This is a genomic window from Pseudoalteromonas sp. T1lg75, from assembly GCF_002964705.1.
Taxonomy (GTDB): domain Bacteria; phylum Pseudomonadota; class Gammaproteobacteria; order Enterobacterales; family Alteromonadaceae; genus Pseudoalteromonas.
Window position 1 is genome coordinate 263,885 of the sequence record NZ_PQCD01000053.1, and the last position, 25,942, is coordinate 289,826.

At 49.2% G+C, this 25,942-nt stretch carries 20 protein-coding genes and 5 tRNA genes; 21 read left to right on the top strand and 4 right to left on the bottom strand.

Going from position 1 to position 25,942, the window contains the following annotated elements; genetic code table 11:
* Positions 1–119: 119 nt before the first annotated feature.
* The 7 genes from C2M36_RS13805 to purF all read left to right on the top strand — a co-directional run bounded on the left by C2M36_RS13805 (position 120) and on the right by purF (position 9,370).
* Positions 120–3,242: a FimV/HubP family polar landmark protein gene (locus C2M36_RS13805; RefSeq protein ID WP_105255388.1), complete on the top strand. Its 3,123-nt coding sequence runs from the start codon at positions 120–122 to the stop codon at positions 3,240–3,242.
* Positions 3,243–3,533: 291 nt separating this feature from the next.
* On the top strand, positions 3,534–4,322 hold the full coding sequence (gene truA, locus C2M36_RS13810; protein WP_105255389.1) for a tRNA pseudouridine(38-40) synthase TruA: 789 nt from the start codon (positions 3,534–3,536) through the stop codon (positions 4,320–4,322).
* Between the two features lie 144 nt (positions 4,323–4,466).
* Entirely contained in the window at positions 4,467–5,342 is an 876-nt protein-coding gene (gene accD, locus C2M36_RS13815) for an acetyl-CoA carboxylase, carboxyltransferase subunit beta (protein WP_105199116.1), read from the top strand.
* A 27-nt stretch (positions 5,343–5,369) separates the two neighbouring features.
* A complete protein-coding gene (gene folC, locus C2M36_RS13820) occupies positions 5,370–6,629 on the top strand; it encodes a bifunctional tetrahydrofolate synthase/dihydrofolate synthase (protein ID WP_105255390.1) in 1,260 nt (419 codons plus the stop codon).
* A 12-nt stretch (positions 6,630–6,641) separates the two neighbouring features.
* Entirely contained in the window at positions 6,642–7,283 is a 642-nt protein-coding gene (locus C2M36_RS13825) for an SPOR domain-containing protein (protein WP_105255391.1), read from the top strand.
* A 60-nt stretch (positions 7,284–7,343) separates the two neighbouring features.
* The gene (locus C2M36_RS13830) at positions 7,344–7,838 is read left to right on the top strand and encodes a CvpA family protein (protein ID WP_105255392.1); all 495 of its coding nucleotides are present in this window, start codon (positions 7,344–7,346) and stop codon (positions 7,836–7,838) included.
* 17 nt (positions 7,839–7,855) lie between these two features.
* A complete protein-coding gene (gene purF, locus C2M36_RS13835; protein ID WP_105255393.1) occupies positions 7,856–9,370 on the top strand; it encodes an amidophosphoribosyltransferase in 1,515 nt (504 codons plus the stop codon).
* Between the two features lie 78 nt (positions 9,371–9,448).
* On the opposite strand, the gene C2M36_RS13840 is transcribed toward purF, so the two are convergent.
* Entirely contained in the window at positions 9,449–10,048 is a 600-nt protein-coding gene (locus C2M36_RS13840) for a Yip1 family protein (protein WP_105255394.1), read from the bottom strand.
* Between the two features lie 153 nt (positions 10,049–10,201).
* Here C2M36_RS13840 and miaE point away from each other — a divergent pair, with 153 nt between their 5' ends.
* A complete protein-coding gene (gene miaE / locus C2M36_RS13845; RefSeq protein ID WP_105255395.1) occupies positions 10,202–10,972 on the top strand; it encodes a tRNA isopentenyl-2-thiomethyl-A-37 hydroxylase MiaE in 771 nt (256 codons plus the stop codon).
* Positions 10,973–11,061: 89 nt separating this feature from the next.
* Here the strand turns inward: miaE and C2M36_RS13850 are convergent, their stop codons facing one another.
* Both C2M36_RS13850 and C2M36_RS13855 read right to left on the bottom strand, forming a co-directional pair.
* Entirely contained in the window at positions 11,062–11,796 is a 735-nt protein-coding gene (locus tag C2M36_RS13850; RefSeq protein WP_105255396.1) for a UDP-2,3-diacylglucosamine diphosphatase, read from the bottom strand.
* 48 nt (positions 11,797–11,844) lie between these two features.
* Positions 11,845–12,336, bottom strand: a complete 492-nt coding sequence (locus C2M36_RS13855) for a peptidylprolyl isomerase (RefSeq protein WP_105255397.1) — start codon at positions 12,334–12,336, stop codon at positions 11,845–11,847.
* Positions 12,337–12,524: 188 nt separating this feature from the next.
* Here C2M36_RS13855 and cysS point away from each other — a divergent pair, with 188 nt between their 5' ends.
* Positions 12,525–13,904, top strand: coding sequence for a cysteine--tRNA ligase (cysS, locus tag C2M36_RS13860; protein WP_105255398.1), 1,380 nt, complete (start codon positions 12,525–12,527; stop codon positions 13,902–13,904).
* 291 nt (positions 13,905–14,195) lie between these two features.
* Positions 14,196–15,092: a DMT family transporter gene (locus tag C2M36_RS13865; RefSeq protein ID WP_105255399.1), complete on the top strand. Its 897-nt coding sequence runs from the start codon at positions 14,196–14,198 to the stop codon at positions 15,090–15,092.
* Between the two features lie 31 nt (positions 15,093–15,123).
* On the opposite strand, the gene folD is transcribed toward C2M36_RS13865, so the two are convergent.
* The gene (gene folD, locus C2M36_RS13870) at positions 15,124–15,978 is read right to left on the bottom strand and encodes a bifunctional methylenetetrahydrofolate dehydrogenase/methenyltetrahydrofolate cyclohydrolase FolD (RefSeq protein ID WP_105189989.1); all 855 of its coding nucleotides are present in this window, start codon (positions 15,976–15,978) and stop codon (positions 15,124–15,126) included.
* Positions 15,979–16,339: 361 nt separating this feature from the next.
* Between folD and C2M36_RS13875 the strand changes: the two genes are divergently transcribed.
* From C2M36_RS13875 to ppiD, 11 genes are all read left to right on the top strand, one after another.
* Positions 16,340–16,416 (top strand) — tRNA-Pro (locus tag C2M36_RS13875).
* Between the two features lie 130 nt (positions 16,417–16,546).
* Positions 16,547–16,623: transfer RNA gene (locus tag C2M36_RS13880), tRNA-Arg, on the top strand.
* A gap of 8 nt (positions 16,624–16,631) precedes the next feature.
* A tRNA-His gene (locus C2M36_RS13885) sits at positions 16,632–16,707 on the top strand.
* Positions 16,708–16,728: 21 nt separating this feature from the next.
* A tRNA-Pro gene (locus C2M36_RS13890) sits at positions 16,729–16,805 on the top strand.
* Between the two features lie 52 nt (positions 16,806–16,857).
* Positions 16,858–16,934, top strand: a tRNA-Pro gene (locus C2M36_RS13895).
* Between the two features lie 442 nt (positions 16,935–17,376).
* Complete coding sequence (tig, locus tag C2M36_RS13900; RefSeq protein ID WP_105255400.1) at positions 17,377–18,681, top strand: trigger factor; 1,305 nt, start codon at positions 17,377–17,379, stop codon at positions 18,679–18,681.
* A gap of 104 nt (positions 18,682–18,785) precedes the next feature.
* Positions 18,786–19,403, top strand: coding sequence for an ATP-dependent Clp endopeptidase proteolytic subunit ClpP (gene clpP / locus C2M36_RS13905; protein ID WP_105255401.1), 618 nt, complete (start codon positions 18,786–18,788; stop codon positions 19,401–19,403).
* Between the two features lie 121 nt (positions 19,404–19,524).
* Positions 19,525–20,808, top strand: coding sequence for an ATP-dependent protease ATP-binding subunit ClpX (gene clpX / locus C2M36_RS13910; RefSeq protein WP_105255402.1), 1,284 nt, complete (start codon positions 19,525–19,527; stop codon positions 20,806–20,808).
* A gap of 127 nt (positions 20,809–20,935) precedes the next feature.
* Complete coding sequence (gene lon / locus C2M36_RS13915; RefSeq protein WP_105255403.1) at positions 20,936–23,296, top strand: endopeptidase La; 2,361 nt, start codon at positions 20,936–20,938, stop codon at positions 23,294–23,296.
* A gap of 224 nt (positions 23,297–23,520) precedes the next feature.
* Positions 23,521–23,793, top strand: a complete 273-nt coding sequence (gene hupB, locus C2M36_RS13920; RefSeq protein ID WP_105189984.1) for a nucleoid-associated protein HU-beta — start codon at positions 23,521–23,523, stop codon at positions 23,791–23,793.
* A 161-nt stretch (positions 23,794–23,954) separates the two neighbouring features.
* Positions 23,955–25,856, top strand: a complete 1,902-nt coding sequence (gene ppiD / locus C2M36_RS13925; RefSeq protein ID WP_105255404.1) for a peptidylprolyl isomerase — start codon at positions 23,955–23,957, stop codon at positions 25,854–25,856.
* Positions 25,857–25,942 lie beyond the last annotated feature (86 nt).

The following is a 25,942-nucleotide window of genomic DNA, read 5'->3' on the forward strand; positions in this document are numbered from 1 at the left end:
GGTGGAATAATACTTGCTATAAAACGCAATAAAGCTCAAAAATAATAACGAATCGTCAAAAAATGCTCGTTTGCCCACGGTCCTGCAAATACAGCACTTAACGTTAGTAAAGGAAAAGCATGCGCTCTCTAGTTACCCTGTTTTTTTTACTCCTAGCCCTGAGCCATGGGGGTGCCAGTGCGCAAAGCACCGAAATTCGCGGCCCCAAAGGGGTTGATAATAGCGAGCAAGGTCGCGCTATCGGTCCCATCAAACCCAGCGATACGCTGTGGCGTATCGCTGCCAAGGTGCGCCCGGACAATTCGGTGACCATGTACCAGGTTATGGTCGCGCTGTATGAAAAGAATCCAAATTCCTTTTTAGATAACAACCTCAATCACATGCGTGACGGTGCTTACTTACAGATACCGTCAATGAGGGAAATTCGCACCGTTGATCCGCAGCAGGCCAAGGCCAAATCGGAGCTGGATGACAAGCTGTGGGCCGGCCTTAAAACCGCCTCCGCGGCAGGTAACAAGGCGGGGGCCAGCGCCACTTCGACTACCACAGACAAGCAAGCGAGTGCCGCGCGTCAACGGCAAACGGCCCTAGCAAAACAAGAATTGGAATTAGAACTGGAGCGGCTGAAACAGCAGCAAAATGAGCGCTTAATCGAACTACAACAGCAGCTTAGCGCTTCGGTAAGCAATGCGGAGTCGATCTTGGCGGACAATGATCGTCTGCGAGCACAATTGCAGAAGATCACCGAACAGCTCACCCAGGTTAAGGCGCAACTCGATGAAAAAGATGCCGAGTTGCAGCAACAGCTACAGCAATTTATGGCCGAACGTAAGGCCATGGCGCGGCAACAGCAAATTCAACAAGAGCAAAATGCCGGCTGGTTTAACGCCCTGCCGGGTTGGTTGAGTTTACTGTTAATGATGACCTTACCGGCGCTAGCCATTTTGGCGCTGGTGGTGGTGTTCTTGAAAAAGCGCAACCAGGACGAGGATTCAAAGCCGGTCGCCGAAGAGCCCTTGATGGACATGTCACAGCCGATTGCAGCGACTAGGCCTACGAGTGGATTGGACGAGCTGGATTTGTCGAAGGGCGACGATACCCTGGAAGACTTGCCGCTCGATGACACTCTTGAGGAACGCCTGGATGACTTCCTTGATGAGCCCTTAGACGAGCCTCTGGATGACCCTTTAGACCAGCCGTTGGAAGACCCTTTGGAGGACCCCTTAGGGGACATGTTCGCAGAGCAGGGTATCCAGCTTGATGAGGGCAGCGATGATACCCTCTACGACGACAATGATGACGGCAAGAGTATAGACTCCTTGCTAGAACAAGATGAGTTAGATGATCTGCTTGCCGATGACGATCTGCTTTTTGGCGATGATGGCAAAAAAGACATTAGCCCGGAGGAAGCGGTCCTTCAGCAGAATTTTGATTTGCCCAGCGACGATATGGAGGCGCTGAGTGATGACGAAATTGATGACTTGTTTGCGACAGAAGCGCCTAGCAGTGTGGAGCCTGCTCTTGATGACTTGCTTGATACGCTACCGGAAGATTTACCCGAATACTCGGATGAGCGAGAAAATGAGGTATTACCCGAGGACGTATCTGAGCTTTCAGCCGAGCCGTCAGCCGAACTTTCAGCCGAACTTCTACCTGAAGATCTACCTGAACTCTCGGGTGAGCAGGAAAATGAGGTAGCCAAAGTAGTAGAAGACGTCGCGGATGAATTCGATATCGATGATCTACTTGACGAAGTTCAGGACGAACAAGATGAGTCTGTGGCCGAGCCTTCAGCCGAGCCTTCTGCCGAGCAATCAGATGAACTTTCAGTGGAACTTTCAGCCGAACTTCTACCTGAAGATTTACCTGAGCACTCAGCCGAGCAAGAAAATGAGGTATTACCCGAGGACTTGCCTGAACTTTCAGCCGAACTTTCAGCCGAACTTTCAGCCGAACTTCTACCTGAAGATTTACCTGAGCACTCAGCCGAGCAAGAAAATGAGGTATTACCCGAGGACTTGCCTGAGCTTTCAGCCGAGCATTCTGCCGAAGTAGTAGAAGAGGTTGCGGATGAGTTCGATATCGATGATTTGCTGGATGAGGTTCAGCAAGGCGACGACACGCTTGATGAACTCGAAGAGGAAGGCTTAAGTGAGCTTGATGAAGCTGAACCCACCAAGCAATCTGCACAGCTACTTGAGGATGAATTGGACGAGGCGCTGGCACTGAGCGACGATTTGGATGCGGGGGACGATCCACTGGCGCAGCTGGACGGGCCTCTAGCGGAAGAAGACAGTGGCGACGCCAGCATGCCTTCAGCCGAGCTTTCAGTCGAGACCTCAAATACAGCCCTATCCGGTGACAATTTAGCCGAGTCAGCGGCATCTCTCGATGCTGTTGACGCAGACTTAGACATCGACCTGGGTGATGATCCCTTGTTGGCGGACGACGACCTCGAATCGCAAAGTAACGCCGACCTTCTTAGCGAACAAGTCGACTTGGGTGATGTGAACAATCCCAGCGCACAGCTTGAGGATTATCCCGAACTGGAAATGGATGAGCAGTTCAGCAGTGCCACCGAGCAGCAGCTGAGCGAGGCGATGGCCGACGCCGATGAGTTTGATATAGATGCCATGTTGGCCGCCGAGTATGATGAAGACTCGGCCCTGGATGATGAGCAACTGGATGAAGACTTTCTTGCCGACCTGAGCGAGACGGACTTCGATGCCATGCTCGACGAATTGGCGGAGTCGCCGGCTCAGTCACAGGAACACTCGCCGGAGCGGGATGATATTGCCGGTGATTTAGACCTTCAGGCACTGTTGCATGACGGTGATAATGAACTGGCTGACCTTGAAGAAGCCGCGGATGCAGCCCAAAACACAAATGATGCCCAGCCGGCAGAGGTAACGCCTGAAGCGGTCACCGACAGTGAGGGCAATTATGTGGACATCGATGAACTATTGGCGCAAAGCGATGACGCCGAGCTCGATGATGAGCCCTATAAGGATGCCAATATGGATGTGGGCCTGGGTGAGTTCGATGATTTGCTGGAAGATACACCGAAAACCGATGTCGATACCGAAGACGGTGGCTACAGCGCCAAGCTGGATCTAGCTCGTGCCTATTTGGAAATTGATGATGTCGACTCGGCACTGGAGGCCTTGCAGGAGGTGCTTGATAACGGCCCGCAAACCTTGCAGCAAGAAGCGCAGGCACTTAAGGAGCGACTACAAAGCTAAGTGCCTAGGCGTAAGCTTGTAAATCGATAAAAAGCAGCCCTAGGTTGCTTTTTTTGTCGCTGCCGGACTATACCAATTCACTTAAATAGCTAATCACTCTAGCGGGCTAAATATCATGCTCACGGCGTTGAAATTTTTCTATGTAGAATAACTACATAAGAAACATTCCGCCTTGTGAACATATCATTTATCCAGCGCAATCTCTGCTCACATACATAACAGAATTGGTATTAGCTATTTAGGGCCAGAGCAGATAAAATGCCGAAAATTTTGCAAACGAAAAGAGTGTCAATGCGCGTCGCGTTAGGAATTGAGTATAACGGTGCTCGCTACAGTGGTTGGCAGCGCCAGTCCCATGTCAGCAGTATTCAGCAAGAAATTGAAACGGCCTTATCGCGAATTTGCGATCATCCGGTTGAGATCACCTGTGCCGGGCGCACCGATGCCGGTGTCCATGCCACGGGGCAGGTTATACACTTTGATACCCACGCCAAGCGTGATATGGGCGCTTTTACCCTGGGCATGAACTCGCAACTGCCCGACGACATTGCCGTGCGTTACGCCATGCAAACGGATGACGAGTTTCACGCCCGCTTTAGTGCCACCGCTCGCCGTTATCGTTATGTTATCTACAATCATCCCTACAGACCGGGTATTTTACGCTCCGGTGTGACCCATTATCATCACCCTTTGGATGCCGAGCGCATGCAGGCCGCTTGTCACTATATGCTGGGCGAGCAAGACTTTACCTCATTTAGGGCGGTGCATTGTCAGTCGAACACGCCGTTTCGCAATATTCATCATCTTAACGTTGAGCGGGTGGGGGATTACATAGTCGTCGATATTAAGGCCAACGCGTTTTTGCACCATATGGTGCGTAATATCACCGGCTGTCTGATGGACATAGGTGTGGGGGCACAAGAACCCGACTGGATGCAACACTTGTTGCAGATTAAAGACCGCACCCAGGCCAGCGCCACCGCCAAGCCTAACGGGCTGTACCTCGTTGATGTCGACTATCCCGAGAAGTGGCAGATACCCTCTACGCCCTTGGGGCCTCTGTTTTTACCTAATAATTAAGCATGAGAGGTCGGTAGTTTGGACTACACCGACCAGTTTTTTATATCTAAGCAACTAAATTCATGTTTTAATTGTGCTAATTTATCGGCTAATTTTGGGGTGGTGCATCTGCCCCGCTACTAACAAGCATTAAGAGAGTTGCAAATGAGCTGGTTAGAAAAGATCTTACCAAAAACAACCAAGTCTTCGGGCAAAAAAGAGATCCCAGAAGGTGTTTGGGCTAAATGTACTTCGTGTGACGCCATCCTTTATAAGGCTGAGCTAGAAAAAGCGATGAACGTGTGTCCTAAGTGTGACCACCACATGCGTATCACCGCCCGTAAGCGTCTGGAGCTATTCCTAGACGACGCCGGTCGCACCGAGTTGGGCGCTCAGCATGAGCCTAAAGATGTCTTGAAATTTAAAGACTCGAAAAAGTATTCAGATCGCATCAACGCTGCACAAAAGAGCAGCGGTGAGAAAGATGCTCTAGTGGCCATGAAAGGCCAGCTTAAGGGTATTCCGGTAGCTGCTGTTTCATTTGAATTCGCCTACATGGGTGGTTCAATGGGCTCGGTAGTGGGTGCGCGTTTCGTTGAAGCCGTGAATGTGTGTTTAGAGCACAACATGCCACTGGTGTGCTTCTCTGCGTCGGGCGGTGCTCGTATGCAAGAAGCGCTTATGTCACTGATGCAGATGGCGAAAACCAGTGCTGCACTGGCGAAGATGAGCGAAAAGGGCTTGCCGTTTATTTCGGTATTGACCGACCCAACCATGGGTGGTGTATCGGCGTCATTAGCCATGCTAGGTGACGTTAACGTGGCTGAGCCAAAGGCACTTATCGGTTTCGCCGGTCCACGCGTAATCGAGCAAACTGTACGTGAAACCCTGCCTGATGGTTTCCAACGCAGTGAGTTCTTATTGGAGCACGGTGCCATCGACATGATCGTTGACCGCCGCGAAATGCGTGACACCTTAGCGCGTCTGCTGGCCAAGTTAATGAACTTGCCTTCTACTGAACAAGAGCATAGAGTAGCGTAAATTTCTCGGCAATCTAGAAACTTACCTATGTCAGATTCGAAACCGAGCCAATCATCTAGCCTAGATGATTGGCTTTGTTATTTAGAGCAGATCCATCCTGCCAATATTGAAATGGGCCTCGAGCGCGTCCAGCGCGTGGCAGAGCAAATTGGCCTGCTTGATACCCGCAGCAAAATCATTCTTATCGCCGGCACCAACGGCAAGGGCACCACAGCACAATGCCTGGAAGCGCTCTTGTTAGCCCAGGGCTATAGCGTCGGTACCTATGCCTCGCCTCATTTGATTCGATATAACGAGCGGGTGCGTATTAACGGCGCCGAGCTTGACGACCAAGTCCATGTGGATGCCTTCAGCGCGCTTGAGCAAGGGCGAGGGGATACCGCACTCACCTATTTTGAATACGGCACCTTAGGGGCGCTACACATCTTTAAGCGCATGGATGTTGACTATGTGCTGATGGAAGTAGGCTTAGGCGGGCGTTATGACGCCACCAATATCGTCACTCCCGTTGCCAGCGTGATCACCACGGTAGACCTGGATCATAAAGAATACCTGGGCGATACCCGCGAATTGGTAGGCTATGACAAGGCCGGTATTTTCCGCACCGGTGTGCCTGCGATTGTGGGCGATTTGGATATACCCCATACCGTAGTCGATTACGGTGAGGAAATTGGCGCCGACCTCTGTTTATCCCGTCGTGATTTTCATTTCAGCGAAGATGAGGTCACCTTTAGCTGGCAAATGGACGATTATGATCTGTGCTTTGCGCAACCGGCCATTCCGGCGCAAAACGCCGCTACGGCGCTGAGCGTACTCTATAAACTCAACCTATTACCGGATATTACGGTGATCGCCGATTGTCTCAAGGCCCTGAAAGTCACCGGGCGTTTCCAGACCTTGAGCGAAAAGCCACTGGTGGTTACGGATGTGGCCCATAACCGCGAATCTGCACGTTTTCTCGCCAAGCGTTTACAATCCTTTAAGCAACAAGGGCTTACTATCTATGCCGTGGTTGGCATGTTGGCCGACAAAGAGCATGATGATGTGATTGGTGCGATGAAGGATGTGGTCGATTATTGGCATGTAGCTACCTTGGATAACCCCAGGGGCACACAGGCCGAGCAGCTGTCACAGACCTTGAGTAAGCAGGTAAATGTGGCTGGTGCGCATACGTGTGTTGGTGATGCCATTGAGGCGGTTTTACCACAACTTTGTGAGCAAAGCCTTTTGATTATATTCGGATCGTTTTACACTGTAGCAGAAGCAATCACATTTTTTGAGAGTTAGGGGCTGTAAAGAGTGAACTCAGGGTTTGTTAATCGTTTGATCGGAACCACTATTGTAGTTGTTGCTGCTATTGTTTTTATTCCCAACATCTTGGATGGAGACAAGGTGCGCTACAAGGAAGGTTTTAAAGCCATTCCCGAGCGCCCTGAGTTCAAGTCTATCGACTTACAGCAGGCCCTCTCTGCCAAGGCCGATGCGGCTGCGCTACCCAAAGATGAAGCAGTAGAAGAAGTGGCTCCGGACGATGACAAGCTAGTGGCTGAAGGTTCGGCCGACGGCTCGGTTGCTAACACCGCCGATGAGCCATCACCAAAACCGCAACAAGCCGACGCTGAAAATGACACCGTAACAGTTGCGACCCTAAACAAGGAAGAGCCTCTGGAGCGTCCGGCACAAAGCGGTTTAACGCAAATGGCGTACGTAGTTCAATTAGGGGCCTTTTCTCGTCAGGCTAGTGTCGATGCTTTGATGGCCAAGCTCAAAGACAACGGTTTTAAGGTCTTTACCCGTAAAGTGAAAACGCCTAATGGCACGCTCACCAAGGTGTTGGTGGGCCCGGAGTTGAGTAAGGCAACCCTTGAAAAGCAACTGCCTAAGTTACAAAAGCTGACTAATTTACAAGGTCGCATCACCCAGTTTCAAGTAACAAAATGATCTGGTATTTAACGCCTCGCTCCGCTAGAATGCGCCCCAAACGAACGACTAGTGGTTATTATGATCTGGGTTGATTACGCCATTGCCGGCATTATTGCACTGTCTACCATTATTGGCTTAGTGCGAGGCTTTATTAAAGAGTCGATGTCGCTGGCCGTTTGGGCCGCTGCGTTTTTTGTATCCAGTATCTTTTACCCCTATTTAGCTTCCTACCTAACCAATATTTCAGAACCCCTTTTAAGAAATGCCGCAGCGATAGCCATATTGTTCTTCTCTACGCTGTTGTTGGGTGGATTGTTAAATTACATTTTAGGTGAATTGGTGCAACGCACCGGTTTGTCGGGTACCGATCGCGTTTTTGGAATCGTGTTTGGTGCTTTGCGTGGCGTGTTGGTCGTAAGCGCCGTCCTATTCTTTCTCGATGCCTTTACCGGAGCCCCAAATACAAACTGGTGGAGCGCATCTCGACTTATCCCTGAATTTGGCTTTGTGATCGAGTGGTTTTTTGACTACCTTGAGCACAACTCAAGCTTTTTAAATTCAGCTAACCGTTAATCGGCGAGGAAAATTTAATGTGTGGTATCGTTGGTATAGTCGGAACATCGCCTGTTAATCAGGCTTTGTATGATGGCTTAACTGTTTTGCAACACCGCGGTCAGGACGCGGCGGGTATTATTACGATTGAAGATAATACCTTCAGTCTGCGCAAGGCCAATGGCTTAGTAAAAGATGTGTTCCATACAAGGCACATGAAGCGCCTGCAGGGCAATATCGGTCTTGGCCATGTGCGCTACCCAACCGCGGGCACATCAAGCTCAGCGGAAGCCCAGCCTTTCTATGTGAACTCGCCATTTGGTATTGCCATGGCCCATAACGGTAACTTGACTAATGCTGAGCAGCTAAAAGAGCAGCTGTTCAACGAGGCACGCCGTCATGTTAATACCACCTCGGATTCAGAGATCCTGCTGAACGTGTTAGCTCATGAGCTGAGCAAGAGCGATAAGCTGAAATTAGGCGCAGAAGATATCTTTGCCGCGATTTCAGAGGTGAACTCTAAGGTGATCGGTGGTTACGCCACGATTGCCATGATCATCGGCCACGGCATGGTGGCGTTTCGTGACCCACACGGTATTCGTCCGCTTATCTTTGGTAAGCGCGAAACGGAAAAGGGTACCGAGTACATGTTCTCATCAGAGAGCGTGGCACTGGACACCGACGGCTTTGAAGTTATCCGTGACGTTGCCCCTGGCGAAGCCATTTATGTGACCGAAGACGGCCAGCTATTCTCACAATTGTGTGCCGATAAGTCGGTTTACAACCCCTGTCTCTTTGAATTCGTATACTTTGCCCGCCCTGACTCGACCATCGACAATATGTCGGTATACGCCACGCGCGTAAACATGGGCACCAAGCTGGGTGAGAAGATCAAACGTGAATGGGCTGATAAGGACATTGACGTGGTGATCCCAATTCCTGAGACGTCGTGTGATATCGCATTGGAAATCGCTTCTGTACTTGAACTGCCTTACCGCCAGGGTTTTGTGAAGAACCGTTATATCGGTCGTACCTTCATCATGCCGGGTCAGGAACTGCGTAAAAAGTCGGTACGTCGTAAGCTCAACGCCATTGCCCGTGAATTTAAAGGCAAAAACGTTTTGTTGGTTGATGACTCAATCGTTCGTGGTACCACGTCGGCCCAGATCGTAGAAATGGCCCGTGAAGCCGGCGCCAAGAATGTGTACTTTGCCTCAGCGGCGCCAGAAGTACGCTTCCCGAACGTCTATGGTATCGATATGCCATCGGCCGCCGAATTGATCGCCCATGGTCGTGAAGTAGAAGACATCAATGCCAGCATTGGCGCCGATGGTCTTATCTATCAATCGCTGGAAGATTTGGTTGCGGCGGTGTCGCAAGAGAACCAGGAAATCACCCGTTTTGAAACCTCCGTTTTCGATGGTAACTATGTGACCGGTGATATTAACCAGGATTACCTAAATCGTATCGACGAGCTGCGTAATGACTCGGCCAAATCTGGTCGTGAAAAGGCGATGTCGGCCAACTTGGAAATTCATAACCAAGACGATTAAGTGCGTGCATAAGCAATAAAAAAGGAGCCACAGGCTCCTTTTTTATTGCTTAAAATTATTGCTAGCGGCTGAAGTCAGCTAGCTAAAGATGGGTGAGACGATACCGTTGGTCCATAAAATGGCGGTAGCAGCCAAGATTATCACCAGTAACACCAAACCACAGGTCACCACCGAGCTGGCATAAATAAAACCGCGTTCGTAGGGGATATGCATCAGGATCGGCACACCGGTGTAGAGTAGATACACCGAATAGCTGAGCGCTACCAGGCCAACACAGACAATAAACCACAGAGTCGGGTAGAAGGCCGCAAAGGCCGCCATAAATACCGGAGTCGAGGTATAGGCCGCAAGCTCAAGCGTTTGCGTGAAGGTCGGCTCAGCGCCGAAGGTTTTTGCCATCCAATGAGCCAGATAAGCGAGCGCAAATACGCCGACAATCAAGGCCGCATACATGGCGCCAGCGATCATCAAGGCACTGTCGTGAGTCAGGTAAACCGGATCACCGGTACCAACACTCCAGCCTAAATGAACTGCCGAATAATAGCCCATGATACTGGGGATCAAGGCAATGAGTAGAATGTGCGATAAGCTATAGAGCAGGCTTTCGTGGCGATTGTCGATGGTTTGCCACTCTTCAACTGGATGGGCATATAAGCCCCAAAGGTGATTTAGAATCATAGAGTTACCCCTTAAATAAACTGGTTTTTGGCTGTATTATTTTTCACCAGCACTCATTTATGTATCGTCTAGAGCCTGGCGTTTGTCAAGAAAGTCCCCGAGCGCGTCGAATATGGTAAAATAGCGCCAATTACCAAGATATTGATTGAAGTTATGCTGGCCAAGTACCAAGAATTATTAGCTCCCATTCATTCGTTTTTAGGATGTGAAACGCCGCAATCCTGGGTTGAAGAAGCGAAAAAGCCTGAGAATCTGCGCATTATTCTGACCGATCACCTGATCTGTGAACTCAAAGCCGCGCAAAGCGCCATGTATCTTATTCGCCGTTACGCGGTGGACGAGCAAAGCGGCGAGGCCTTGTTGCAGTGGCTGAAGCCTTACGAAGACTTTACCTATCGCCAGGTGGGTGATTGGCAGGCCTTGGCTGATCACAATAAGCTCAATAAATCCATAATCCCCAAGTCTAGTGTGCCCTATGGCCAGGACCTCATAGATAAAATGGTGCTGCTGATCAAAGAGGAATTGCACCACTTCTATCAGGTGCTGGAAATCATGCAGGAGTGCGGCATCGACTACGATAAAATCACCTCCAGCCGTTATGCCAAGGGGTTATTGCGCCATGTACGTACCTATGAGCCACAAGCCCTGATCGACAAGCTGATCTGTGGTGCCTATATCGAAGCGCGCTCATGCGAGCGCTTTGCCATGTTAGCGCCTCATGTGGATACGCGTCTGGGAGAGTTTTATATTTCCTTGCTGCGCTCGGAAGCGCGTCATTATCAGGATTACCTCACCTTGGCTTCGGCTCTCGCCGGTGAGGATATTTCCGAGCGCATCGCGTTTTTTGGTGAGGTGGAAGCGGAGTTAATTGCTTCACCGGATGAGGATTTTAAGTTTCACAGTGGCGCACCCGTTGCCGCTTAGTACCTAACTAAAAGTGACTAACTAAAACAAAAAAGCCCAGGTTCAAATTACGCCTGGGCTTAATTCAAACAGAGCTATCGGCCGAGTTGCTAAAAGAACAAACGCTCGCGCTCATGGCCATGACACAGGGTAAGACCGCTAGCATCGGCTACTATGTAGGAGCTGTGCTCATACCAATCACCGAGTACCACCCGGGTTTTACCGCCGTGGTCATGAATAGCGGGGCGGTGGGTGTGGCCGTGGATCATCAGCTCCACCTTATGGGCAGCAAAGGTTTCCAGCACCGCACTAGGCTCGACATCTAAAATCTCGGCGCGTTTGTTTTGCTGGCTCATTTTACTCTTGATACGCGCATTGCGGGCAACGCGGCGGCGATACCAAAGCGGCATGGCCAGCATTAAGCGCGGCCACCACCAACCGCGTGACTTGCGGCGAAACTTTTGATATTCGATATCCTGCGTACACATTTCATCGCCATGGAGCAGTACCACCTGGGTACCGTAAAGGTCGATAACGGTTTGCTCGGGTAACAAAGTCATGCCCGCTTGGGCCGCGTATTTTTGGCCGAGCAGGAAATCACGGTTGCCATGAATAAAGTAGACCTTAACGCCACTATCACTTATCGCTTTTAATCTTGTGGCAATATCATCGCTCAGTGCTTCATTGGCATCATCACCAACCCAGACTTCGAAAAAATCCCCGAGAATATAAAGCGCATCCACATCTGCATCTATATGGGTATCTAAAAACTCAAAGAAGGCGGCGGTGATATCTGGCTGAGCGGCGCTCAAATGCAGGTCGGAAATAAACAGCGTACGTTTCATGGGGCCCTTAATAGCAAAAAGCGCGACAGAGCCGCGCTTAATAAAGTATTACTCTACAGTAACCTTAGTGATCACCACATCTTCAAGTGGTACATCCTGGTGGAAGCCAGCAGAGCCAGTGGCTACGCCTTTAATCTTCTCTACCACGTCCATGCCTTCTACTACTTCTGCGAAGACACAGTAGCCCCAGCCTTGTGACGTTTCGCTGCTGAAGTTTAGGAAGTCATTGTCATTAACATTGATAAAGAACTGAGCGGTCGCAGAATGTGGATCCGGCGTACGCGCCATGGCTACCGTGCCTTTTTTATTGCTAAGGCCGTTGTTAGCTTCGTTTTCAATTGGATCTTGCACAGACTTTTGGTCCATACCCGGTGCAAAACCACCACCTTGAACCATAAAGCCATCGATAACACGGTGGAAAATAGTGCCATCGTAAAAGCCAGACTTGGCGTAGTTTAAAAAGTTGGCGACCGTTTTTGGTGCTTCTGTTTCAAATAGCGCCAGCTTAATGGTGCCCATATTGGTTTCTAATACAACCATGATGATTCTCTATGTATTAAGGTGAAAAGGTTATTTTATCCCACGGTGGTGAAACTCTCAATCTACTAAGGGAGGATAGGGCCATTAAGTCCTTTAATTTTGTTGCTTTTAGCCTTTTGCGCGGTGGCGGCTTGCCATGCGCGATGGTAAGATAACGCCATTAATATAACCGATAGGATCCCCTTGTAATGTTGCAGATATACAACACACTTTCACGTCAAAAAGAACACTTTGAGCCCTTGAATGCCAATAAAGTGGACATGTATGTGTGTGGGATCACCATTTACGATTATTGCCACGTTGGCCACGCCCGTACTTATGTGTCGTTCGACGTGATGAACCGTTATTTGCGTTACCTTGGCTATGATGTCACCTATGTGCGCAACATTACCGATGTCGACGATAAGATCATCGCCCGTGCCAATGAGAACAAAGAGCCCATCGACGCTTTAACCAAGCGTATGACGGCCTCCATGCATGAAGACTTTGATGCCCTTAATATCCTTGCGCCGGATATCGAGCCTACGGTAACCGGTCATATGGACGATATCATCGCCATGATTGAGCGTTTGATTGCCAAAGGGCACGCTTATGTAGCGCAAAGCGGCGACGTGCTGTTCGATGTTTCCAGCTTCAACGATTACGGCAAGCTTTCACAGCAGGACTTGGAGATGCTTCAGGCCGGTGCGCGTGTCGAAGTTGCCGAAGGCAAAGACGATCCTTTGGACTTCGTGCTATGGAAAAAAGCCAAGGCCGGTGAGCCAAGCTGGTCGTCACCTTGGGGTGAAGGTCGCCCGGGCTGGCATATCGAATGTTCGGCCATGAGCTCTAAGCACCTAGGCGAATACTTTGATATTCACGGCGGTGGTTCGGATCTGCAGTTCCCACACCATGAGAACGAAATTGCCCAGTCGTGCTGTGCTAACAATGGCCGCTATGTGAAAACTTGGATCCATACCGGTATGGTGCAGGTAAATAAAGAAAAGATGTCTAAGTCATTAGGCAACTTCTTTACCGTGCGTGAAGTATTAAAAGCCTACGATCGGGAAACCGTGCGCTACTTCCTGATCAATGGTCATTATCGCAGCCAGTTGAACTACTCGCAGGAAAACCTGGAGCAGGCTCGTGCATCCTTGGAGCGTATCTACACCGCCTTACGTGATGTTGAGCCGGTTGAGATTGAGCTTAAAGGCAACAAGTATGCGGCGCGTTTTGAAGCGGCCATGAATGATGACTTCAATACGCCGGAAGCCTTGCCTGTGTTATTCGAGCTGGCAAAAGAAGTGAACCGCCTTAAGGGTGAAGATGCCCCAGCGGCGGGCCAACATGCTTACCTGCTGGTTAAGCTGGCGGAAGTATTAGGTATTGCTCAGCAAGACCCAGCAGCTTTCCTTCAGGGTGAGCAAGACGACGATGAGGCGGCGCACATCGAAGCGCTGATTGAACAGCGTCGTCTGGCCCGTGAGAACAAAGACTGGGCAGCAGCGGATGAAGCCCGTGATGCGCTTACGGCCTTGGGTGTGGTGCTTGAAGACAGTGCCGGTAAAACCACCTGGCGTAAAGCGTAAACGCAAAGGTATAACGCCTTGTTAAAAACGCCGCGCATTTGTTCGCGGCGTTTTTGTTTGTCGTTTCTGTCTTGACCTCAAGCTAATACCAATTCACTTAAATAGCTAATCATTCTAGTGGGCTAAATATCATGCTCACTGTGTTGGAATTTTTCGATGTAGAATAACTACATAAGAAAAATTCCGCCTTGTGGTCCTATCATTTATCCAGCGCTATATCTGATCACATACTTAACAGAATTGGTATAAAGGTTTTAGCCTGGCTGCCGTTATTATCAATCAGGAATCCGAATGAATATTTTTCTTGCCATGATCCCCGCCTTCTTATGGGGAACCACCTATGCGGTCACCAAGTACGCCATGCCCGACTGGCCACCCATTTTACTTGGTGCCTTGCGAGCTTTACCGGCAGGGATTGTGCTGTGGTTTCTTAAACCCTCTTTGCCCAAAGCCGGGCAGTGGCGCCCCTTGCTGCTTTTGGCTGCGGTGAATATCGCTCTGTTTTTTGCCTGTATCTTTGTGATGGCGGTTAATTTGCCAGCTGCCATTGCCGGGGTTGGCATGGTTTCCGTGCCCGTGGTCGCACTGCTTTATGCCTGGTTGGTAAAAGGGCAGCGACCGGCCATCATCCAAGCCATTTGCGCCCTGTCTCTAGTGTTTTTGGCCTGGCTCTTATTTGACCCGCAAGAGGTGAGTTTAACCCTGATAGGCATGGTGGCGTTATTTGCCTCCATGCTGTGTATTGTGGTTGGCAGTGCCTTAGTGCAAAAGTTTTCCCTGCATATTCATTGGTGGACGGTATTGACCTGGCAACTGATACTTGGCGGCGGGTTACTTGCCTGCGCCGCTATTGTCCAAGCACTTTATTTTCAGCCTCACGCTTATGCGGTGCTTCAGGAGCCGATAGCAAACCAACAATGGCAGGCAATAGTGTGGCTCGTGCTGCCTAATACCGCAGTGGCATACAGCCTGTATGTATGGTTGTTAGGGCGCATGTCGGTGGTGGAGTTCACCTTTGGCACCATAGCTAATCCCATCGCAGGTATAGTGACGGCGGTGTTGCTATTGGCAGAGACGTATCAAGGTTGGCAATATGCCCTGATGATGGCGATGATAGTTTTTTCGGTGGCGCCACAAGGGGTGCAGTTATTGCGTACGCGATGGGGAAACAAAAAGGCCAGCATTTAAAGCTGGCCTTTGGCGTGATTAACACTATTACTTAGCTGTGATAGTTTTCACAGGCTTCCAAGGTGTTTTCAATCAGGCTGGCAACCGTCATTGGGCCCACACCACCTGGCACCGGTGTGATGTAGCTGGCGCGTTGACTGGCAACGTCATAGGCTACATCGCCTACCAAGGTGCCGTTATCTAAACGGTTAATGCCCACATCGATCACCAGGGCGCCTTCTTTGATCCATTCACCAGGAATAAACTCCGGCTTACCTACGGCCACTACCACTAAGTCGGCACGGCGTACGTGGGCTTCTAAGTCTTGAGTGAACTTATGACACACAGTGGTTGTACAGCCAGCCAAGAGTAGCTCAAGAGACATAGGACGGCCAACAATGTTCGAGGCGCCAACCACAACCGCGTGCATGCCTTTATAGCGAACGCCAGTTGAGTCTAGCAGGGTAATAATGCCTTTTGGCGTACAAGGGCGTAGCGCCGGCATGCGCTGGGCTAGGCGACCAATATTATAAGGATGGAAGCCATCCACATCTTTATGTGGGGTAATGCGCTCCAACACTTTCTCGGCATTGAGGCCCTCTGGAAGCGGCAATTGCACTAGGATGCCATCAACCTCAGGATCGGCATTAAGCTGGTCAACTAAATCTAGAAGTTGTTGTTCGCTGGTATCACCAGGCAGATCGTAAGACTTAGAAACAAAACCTACTTCTTCACAGGCCTTACGCTTAGAGCCAACATAAACCTGGCTTGCCGGATCCTGACCTACCAGTACAACCGCTAGGCCGGGTGCGCGCAGACCTTGCTCTTTACGTTCGGCAACACGCGCTGCCACTTGGGCGCGAACTTGCTTTGCAATTGCCTTACCATCAATGATGTTTGCCGTCATGAGTAACCTTTAATTGGGGTTAGTGTGCTTTTTAGGGGGCGCTAAAGAGTCACACGAAATTAGAACGAAATACTTATAATAGTGCCGTGCGGTATAAAAAGGGGTCACCACACTGAACTTGACCAATATTTTCGCAGAAAAGCGCTGCCTAGCCAAGCTGTGAGCTATAGGAAAGCACTGTTTTATGGGCTAAATTGATAAAATATCGAACAAATTCGTTAAAACTTAATCAAAGCGGGTTAAAAATAAGCAAACGCACCACGGCAGCGAAAAAAATGTTTGACCTCGCCAGGTCAAATCACTATTATGCACCCCGTTGTCAACGAGGGGTCGAGTTCGAAACCTCAGGCAAAACAAGTATCGGCGATTAGCGCAGCTTGGTAGCGCACTTGGTTTGGGTCCAAGGGGTCGCAGGTTCAAATCCTGCATCGCCGACCACTTTTCAAAAGTGAAGTGAGCGTCTTGGTTTGGGTATTTAATCCAAACTATCGCAGAATCTAATTCCGCATGTCGATCACTTTCTTTAGGAAGTGTCACTTGATGAGCACGAAGAAGTATTCGTTGCACCGCGCCCGTAGCTCAGTCGGATAGAGCAACGGCCTTCTAAGCCGTCGGTCGAAGGTTCGAATCCTTCCGGGTGCGCCATTATTGTGGCGGCTGTAGCTCAGTTGGTAGAGCCCTGGATTGTGATTCCGGTTGTCGCGAGTTCAAGTCTCGTCAGTCGCCCCATTTTTCTAAATATACGTATATCGGCGTTTAGCGCAGCTTGGTAGCGCACTTGGTTTGGGTCCAAGGGGTCGCAGGTTCAAATCCTGCAACGCCGACCACCTTTTCTTAAGGTGAAAGCGAAAACATATTTAGAAAACACAATTTGAGTATCGGCGATTAGCGCAGCTTGGTAGCGCACTTGGTTTGGGTCCAAGGGGTCGCAGGTTCAAATCCTGCATCGCCGACCACTTTATTTATAAGAAATAAAAAGCAGTTTGTTTGGGTATTGTGCCCATCGCTTGCAGGTTAAAATCCTGTATCGCAACCACGTTCTCCCCCCTAAAAAATATCTCTTTTTTCTTTTAGATAGCAATAACTCTTAATTTAAGTAGCTCCAGCGTATCATTGTGATCAAGTATTTGACGCGAACTGTATGCAAAGTGCGCTAAGTCATGCCCAATAGCCGCAGATCCGCTAATTTCTCGGCCTGCGCTCTCGACTCTTATAAATATTAGGTTATAATGCCGCGTCTATTGTTAAACATAAGTGCCCATAGGGCAGTGCAGGCATAGGGATCGCCCCCGTCATCACCGCGGCAAAATTGCCATTTTGCGTGAGTGGCCATGATAAACGATCGCCGTGTATGTAACGAAGGCGCAACGCCGCCATATTTGAAGATTGAGGTAAATCATGCAAGTTTCTGTTGAGACGACTCAAGGCCTTGAGCGCCGTCTGACTATCACTGTTCCTTCAGCGAACGTTGAGACCGAAGTTAAAAAACGCTTACAACAATTGTCTAAAACTCAGCGTATCGACGGTTTCCGTCCGGGTAAAGTACCAGTTTCTATCATCCAAAAACGCTTCGGCGCAGCGGTACTTCAAGAAGTAGCTGGCGACCTAATGCAGCGTAACTACATCGATGCCATCATCGCTGAAAAAATCAACCCAGCCGGTGCACCTACTTTCGCTCCTAAAGCGCTTGAAGCAGGTAAAGACCTAGAGTTTGAAGCCACTTTTGAAGTTTACCCAGAAGTTGAGCTTAAAGGCCTAGAGAACATCGAAGTTGAGCAACCAGTTGTTGAAGTAAAAGACGAAGACCTAGCTAACATGCTAGAAACACTTCGTAAGCAACACGCTTCATGGACTGAGTCTGAAGAAGCTGCTGGCGAAAACGCACGCGTTACTATCGACTTCGTTGGTACTATCGACGGCGAAGAGTTCGAAGGCGGTAAAGCTGAGAACTTCCCACTTGAACTTGGTCAAGGTCGTATGATCCCAGGTTTCGAAGACAACATCGTTGGTAAGAAAGCCGGTGAAGAAGTTGTTGCCGATGTAACTTTCCCAGAAGAGTACCACGCTGAAAACCTAAAAGGTAAAGACGCGCAGTTCACTATCACTGTGAAGAAAGTAGAAGTACAAGAGCTTCCAGAACTTAACGAAGAGTTCGCGGCGCTATTCGGTATCACCGAAGGTGGTGTTGACGCACTTAAAGAAGAAGTGAAGAAGAACATGAGCCGTGAGCTTAGCCAAGCTGTTAAAGCTAAGGTTAAAGAGCAAGCGATCGAAGGTCTTCTAGCGCAAAACGAAATCGAAGTACCAAAAGCCCTTGTAGAGCAAGAGATCGACGCACTTCGCAAGCAAGCTGCACAGCGTTTTGGCGGCGACGCTCAAAACATGCCTGAGCTTCCAGCTGAGCTATTCCAAGAGCAAGCTATCAAGCGCGTTAAAACTGGCCTACTACTAGGCGAAGTGATCAAGTCTGGCGAAATCAAGGCTGACGACGCGAAAGTAGAAGAGCTAATCAGCACTATGGCTTCTGCTTACGAAGATCCAAGCGAAGTAGTTGAATACTACAAAGCCAATGAGCAACTAATGCAGCAAATGCGTAACGTTGCCATGGAAGAGCAAGCGATTGAAGCAATCGTTGAGAAAGCTAAAGTAACTGACGTAGAAACTGCGTTCGACGACATCATGAACCCGCAGGCGGCTCAATAAGTCGTTGACTTAAGTTACAAGCAACGTTTAAATGGCTCGTATGCTTTGCTCGCAAAGCACCGAGCCATTTTAGTTTGTGTCGCTCATTAAGGAATCAAGTAATAATGAACAATGGTATGACAGATCCGCTTAACGCATTAGTTCCCATGGTGGTAGAACAAACCGCTAAGGGAGAACGCTCTTATGACATCTACTCGCGCCTTCTTAAAGAGCGAATCATCTTTTTAACGGGTCCGGTTGAAGACCATATGGCCAATCTGATTGTGGCCCAGTTGCTATTCTTGGAATCAGAAAATCCAGAAAAAGACATTCACCTGTATATCAACTCTCCGGGTGGCTCGGTCACCGCAGGTATATCTATTTACGACACCATGAATTTTATCAAGCCTGACGTCAGCACCTTGTGTGTGGGTCAAGCGGCCAGTATGGGGGCATTTTTGCTTTCTGGTGGTGCCAAGGGTAAGCGTCATTGTCTGCCTAATTCACGTGTGATGATCCACCAACCGCTAGGCGGCTTCCAGGGTCAGGCATCCGATTTTGAAATTCACGCTAAAGAAATCCTGTCTATCAAAGATAAACTAAATAGATTGTTGGCAGAGCACACGGGACAGCCTTTGGATGTGATCTCTCGTGACACCGACCGTGACAACTTTATGAACGCCGATGCAGCGGTTGAATATGGTCTGGTTGACTCTGTTTTTGATCGACGCAGCGCCAAGTAATCTAATTGCTGCGCTTTAACCAATTGGCGGCGCAATGCGCCGCAAAGTTTGGTATATTTGTTTAAGAAGTCCATTTGCTACAATGTAATAAAGCTCGTAGCGTAAAGAATGAGGTAGCTGAATGTCCGATAAACCAACAGACGGCGAAAAGACAAGTAAACTGCTGTACTGCTCGTTTTGTGGTAAATCTCAGCACGAAGTACGAAAGTTGATCGCAGGCCCATCCGTTTATATTTGTGATGAGTGTGTTGACCTGTGTAACGACATCATCAGGGAAGAAATTAAGGATATCGCGCCCAAGGCGAACGCATCTGACAAGTTGCCGGTTCCAAAAGAGATCCGCTCTCACCTAGATGATTATGTAATTGGCCAAGAACACGCCAAAAAAGTACTGTCGGTTGCGGTTTATAACCACTATAAGCGTCTGCGTAACGCCGGTAATACCGATGGCGTTGAATTAGGCAAGAGTAATATCTTGCTGATCGGTCCAACCGGTAGCGGTAAAACCCTATTGGCCGAGACCATGGCGCGCCTATTGGATGTGCCTTTTACCATGGCCGACGCCACCACCTTAACCGAAGCCGGTTATGTGGGTGAGGATGTTGAAAACATCATCCAAAAACTACTGCAAAAATGTGATTACGACGTTGAGAAAGCGCAGCGTGGTATCGTCTATATCGATGAAATCGACAAGATTTCTCGTAAGTCGGATAACCCGTCTATCACCCGAGATGTGTCCGGTGAGGGCGTGCAGCAAGCGCTACTGAAACTGATTGAAGGTACGGTTGCCTCAGTTCCACCGCAAGGCGGCCGTAAGCATCCGCAGCAGGAGTTCTTGCAGGTAGACACCTCTAAGATCCTCTTTATCTGTGGTGGTGCCTTTGCCGGTCTTGATAAGGTTATCGAGCAACGCAGTGCCAAGAACACGGGTATTGGCTTTGGTGCCAATGTGAAATCGAGCAGTGCCGAGCGCAGCCTAAGCGAGTCTTTTAGAGACGTGGAGCCGGAAGATCTGGTTAAATATGGTTTGATCCCAGAATTTATCGGTCGTCTTCCCGTGGTAGCAACACTGACAGAGTTAGACGAAGATGCGCTGATTCAGATCTTGAATGAGCCGAAAAACGCCTTAACGAAACAGTTTGCCTCCTTGTTTGCGATGGAAAATGTTGAACTGGAGTTCCGTGAAGACGCACTAAAAGCCATTGCTCATAAAGCCATGGAGCGTAAAACCGGTGCCCGTGGTTTACGTTCAATTGTTGAGGGTGTCTTGCTTGATACCATGTACGAGTTACCGTCTATGGAAGATGTCAGCAAGGTAGTAATCGACGAAACCGTGATCAAAGGTGAGTCCGACCCCATCCTTATCTATGAAAATAACAGTCAGGATAAGGCTGCATCAGAATAAAAACTAAGCAATTGAATTTAAAAAGGAGCCTAAGGCTCCTTTTTTTATAAATTTGTTGAACTTTGCCCCGCCAATCCCCATATACTTGGGTAATTGTTAAATTTTGAGAAGTCCGAAGAGAGTTAGTATGACGCTTGAAAGAACGGATCGCGTTGAAATTCCAGTACTGGCATTAAGGGACGTGGTGGTCTATCCCCACATGGTGATCCCGCTATTTGTCGGTCGCGAAAAGTCGATTCGCTGTCTTGAGGCAGCGATGGATAAAGACAAACAGATTTTCCTAGTGGCGCAAAAAGACGCCTCGGTAGACGATCCAACCAGTGAAGAAATTTATACCGTTGGTACGGTTGCCAGCGTTTTACAACTATTAAAGCTGCCCGACGGCACGGTTAAGGTGCTCGTTGAAGGCACCCAGCGTGCGCGCATCGAAAAATACACCCAAGAAGATGACTTCTTTGTTGCCGAGGTTGAGTACATTCCCTCTAGCGATATCGACGAGCGTGAGCACGAAATCTTTATTCGCAGTGCGGTGAGCCAATTCGAAGGCTACGTCAAACTGAATAAAAAGATCCCGCCCGAGGTACTGACCTCGGTGTCCGGCATTGAAGAGCCGGCACGTTTGGCCGACACCATGGCAGCACATATGCCGATTAAGGTGCCGGAAAAGCAAAAGGTGCTTGAGATCAGCGATGTGACCGAGCGTCTGGAATACCTGATGGCGATGATGGAAGGTGAAATCGATCTATTACAGGTCGAGAAGAAAATCCGCGCCCGGGTGAAAAAGCAGATGGAAAAATCGCAGCGTGAGTATTATCTCAACGAGCAGATGAAAGCCATTCAGAAAGAGCTCGGTGAGATGGAAGATGTGCCAGACGAGTTCGAAGGGCTGCAAAAGAAAATAGCCGAGTCGGGCATGCCGGCCGAGGCCGAAGAAAAGGCCATGGGCGAGCTGAAAAAGCTGAAAATGATGTCGCCGATGTCGGCCGAAGCCACGGTTGTGCGCTCCTACATCGAGACCATCACCAATGTGCCGTGGAAGAAAAAGTCGAAGGTGAAAAAAGACCTGGCCGGGGCGCAGAAGATCCTCGATTCTGACCATTACGGTTTAGAAAAGGTTAAAGACCGCATCATCGAATACCTCGCGGTGCAGCAGCGTACCAATAAGCTCAAAGGGCCGATTCTGTGTTTAGTAGGGCCACCGGGTGTAGGTAAAACCTCGCTGGGGCAGAGTATTGCCCGCGCTACCGGTCGTAAGTATGTGCGCATGGCCTTAGGTGGCGTTCGTGATGAAGCGGAGATCCGTGGTCACCGCCGTACCTACATAGGTTCTATGCCAGGTAAATTGATTCAGAATATGACCAAGGTCGGCGTACGCAACCCGCTGTTCCTGCTTGATGAAATCGATAAGATGTCATCGGATATGCGTGGCGACCCGTCATCGGCATTGCTTGAGGTATTAGACCCAGAGCAAAACAGCACCTTTGCGGATCATTACCTTGAGGTGGATTACGATCTGTCGGATGTGATGTTCGTGGCGACCTCCAACAGCTTTAATATTCCTGGCCCCTTGTTGGACCGTATGGAAGTGATCCGTCTGTCCGGTTATACCGAAGACGAGAAGCTTAATATCGCCAAGCAGCACCTTATTCCTAAGCAGATTAAGCGCAATGGTTTAAAAGAAAAAGAGCTGACCATAGACGACAGCGCCATCATCGGCATTATTCGTTACTACACCCGCGAAGCGGGCGTACGTGGTCTCGAGCGTGAAATTTCTAAACTATGTCGCAAAGCGGTGAAAAACATTCTACTTGATAAGAGCCTGGAGCATATCACCATAGACGATAATAACCTGGAGGAATACCTCGGGGTGCAGCGTCATGATTATGGTAAGGCCGAAGGTGATGACCGCATTGGTCAGGTAACCGGTTTGGCGTGGACCGAAGTGGGCGGCGATTTGCTAACCATAGAATCATCTGCGGTACCAGGCAAGGGCAAACTAAGTTACACCGGCTCCTTGGGCGATGTCATGAAAGAGTCGATTCAAGCGGCCATGACGGTAGTACGCTATCGTGCCGAAAAGCTGCGTATTAGTTCGGACTTCCACGAGAAGCGTGACATTCATGTGCACGTGCCTGAAGGGGCAACGCCGAAAGACGGCCCAAGTGCGGGTATCGCTATGGTGACTGCCTTGGTGTCTAGTCTCACAGGGAACCCGGTGCGCTCGGATGTGGCCATGACAGGTGAAATTACACTGCGCGGTGAAGTATTGCCTATCGGCGGCTTAAAAGAGAAGCTGCTGGCGGCACACCGAGGCGGCATTAAGACGGTGATCATTCCGCAAAAGAATGAACGCGACTTAAAAGAAATCCCTGAGAATGTTCGCGAAGGCCTAGCTATTCACCCTGTGCAATGGATTGACGAGGTGTTGGAGCTTGCTTTAGCCCAGCCAATCGAGCGTTTTAGCCTTGATTGCGCAAAAAGTGAGTAAAAATAGTAAAAAAATATCGTAAAGGGCTTTTCAAATCACTAAGGTGTGATAAGTTAGGCACTGGATTTGAGCCTAGGCCTTGTGTGGCCTAGGTTTCAAGACGATTAAGGCGTTTGGAAAGGATGCGTTCTTTTCTAAATTTAATAGCACAGAGATGCTCTCAAGCTGTACACTTTTCACAAGCTGAGTCGCTCTGGATAATAACAATGTAAGGGGATGATATTGTGAATAAGTCTCAATTAATCGATCAAATCGCAGCTGATGCTGATATCTCTAAAGCGGCTGCCGGTCGTGCGTTGGATTCATTCATTGAGTCAGTATCAAATGCACTTAAAGAAGGCGATTCAGTTGCCCTAGTTGGTTTCGGTACTTTTTCTGTACGTGAGCGTGCTGCTCGCACCGGCCGTAACCCACAAACTGGCGAAGAAATTCAAATTGCTGCTGCAACCATTCCTTCGTTCAAAGCAGGCAAAGCGCTTAAAGACGCAGTTAATTAATTTGCGAAGCTTGAATTGCTAGCAAACGGAAAACGATTGTTAGCTTCAAGTGAAAAAGCGTATCTGCTAAGATACGCTTTTTTTATATCCTTCACTTTATTGTAAGGTTAAAACCGTACTGAGAAGTGAAGGGGGTACTAAATAAATAGAGATAAAGATAAATGCTAGAAAAAATCAGAGAAGGCTCGCAAGGCTTGGCGGCCAAAATTATTCTAGGGCTAGTGATTTTATCTTTTGCTTTGGCAGGGATCGGGGGCTACTTAGGTCAGACTACCGAGCAATCCGTCGCTGAGGTGAACGGGGTAAAAATCACGCAGCGCGACTTTGCCAGAGCATTCGACAACGAACGCGCTCGTCAAGAGCAGCAATTCGGTGAATACTTTGCGCAATTAGCCAATGACCCAACCTTTATGGCTCAACTTCGCCAGTCCGTTACCAATCGCTTAATCCAACAAGAACTACAATCGCAATTAGCGGCAGAAATGGGTTTACGCGTAAGTGATGCAGAAGTACGTAAAGCAATTATAGACATGCCAGCCTTCCAGTTTGGCGGCAAGTTTAGCAACGACCGTTACCTTCAGGTCATGCGTCAAATGGGTTTCCAAGCCGATGACTTCCGCGAGTTTCTTCGTAAAGAAATGACGCGTTCACAGCTGGTCAGCGCCCTGGCAGGTACCGATTTCACCTTGAGCAACGAGCTAAACCAAGCGGTTGGCTTGCAGCAACAAGAGCGTGCGATTGATTATTTAGTCATTGATAACGACAAGTTTAAAGAAACGGTCACCGTTAGCGATGAAGAAATTCAAAATTACTATGACCTAAACCAAGCCCAGTTCTTAGCGCCTGAGCAGGTTAAGGTGGCGTACGTTGAGCTTAATGCCGACACCCTTGAGTTGGCCGAGCCTATCAGCGCAGAGCAAATCAAAGAGTACTACGAGCAGAACCAGGCCATGTACAGCGAGCCGGAAAAACGCCGTGTTGCGCATATCTTAATTGAGAACAGTGAAGATGACGCCGCAGCACAGCAAAAGGCTGAGGAGTTATTAGCGCAACTGCAGCAGGGTGCCGACTTTGCCGAACTGGCCGAAACTCAGTCGGACGATATCGTCAGTGCTGAACTAGGTGGTGATCTTGATTGGATTGAGCGCGACATGCTTGACCCTGACTTTGAAGATGCGGCGTTCGCACTGAAGGACGTAGGTCAGCTGTCAGAGGTAGTGCAATCTGAGTTTGGTTATCACATCATCAAACTAACCGACTTGCAGCCGGGTGAAATGAAGGCCCTGGCCGATGTTGAGCCTGAGATCCGCAGCGAGCTTGAGAAAGTTGAAAAAGCCGACATCTATTACGAAAAACAAACAGAGCTGGCAGAGCTGGCGTTTGAAGTATCGGATAGCTTGGAAGATGCGGCAGCGGCAATTGGCGCCACGGTGCAAACTACAGACCTATTAGCACGTGTACAACTGCCTGCACCGCTAAATCAGCCCAACGTTGCTAGCGTTATCTTCTCGCCTGAACTGCTTGAAGATCGTGTTAACTCAGAAGTATTAGAGCTGGGTAACGAACATGTAGTAGTGGTACGTGTTGATGAGCACAAGCCAGCGGCTACCAAAGAATTGGCACAAGTACGTGAGCAAATTCAAGATATCCTGGTAGCAGAAAAAGCTTCATCGCTTGCTAAAGAGCAGGCCGAGACCTTGTTCGCCGAGCTAGAAGCTGGCACGGCTATCGCTACACTAGCGGAGCAAGCCGGTGTTGAACTGCTAAGCGAAGATAAACTAACGCGTCGTACCTTTAGTGTGCCGCCAGCGTTGACTCAACAGGTGTTCAAGCTGGCTCACCCGGATGCGACTCCTGTGGTTGACCTGGTAGAGCTTAATAACGGTAACGTGGCCCTGGTAGCGCTTAAGTCGGTAAATACGCCGAGCGAAACCGAGGTGGACGATCAGGTTAAGCAAAGTCTAACCATGCAACTTGCTAATAAAAACTACCAGACCTTCGTAGAAGCGCTAGAAGCGCAAGCGGAAGTGGTACGTAAGCCAATGGCACCGCAAGGCGAATAATCATCGCTAAAGCATAAAAGAAAGGCCGCATTTGCGGCCTTTTTTATTGCTGTGCGCGACTCTTCGGTGAGCAAGGGCAGAGTGTT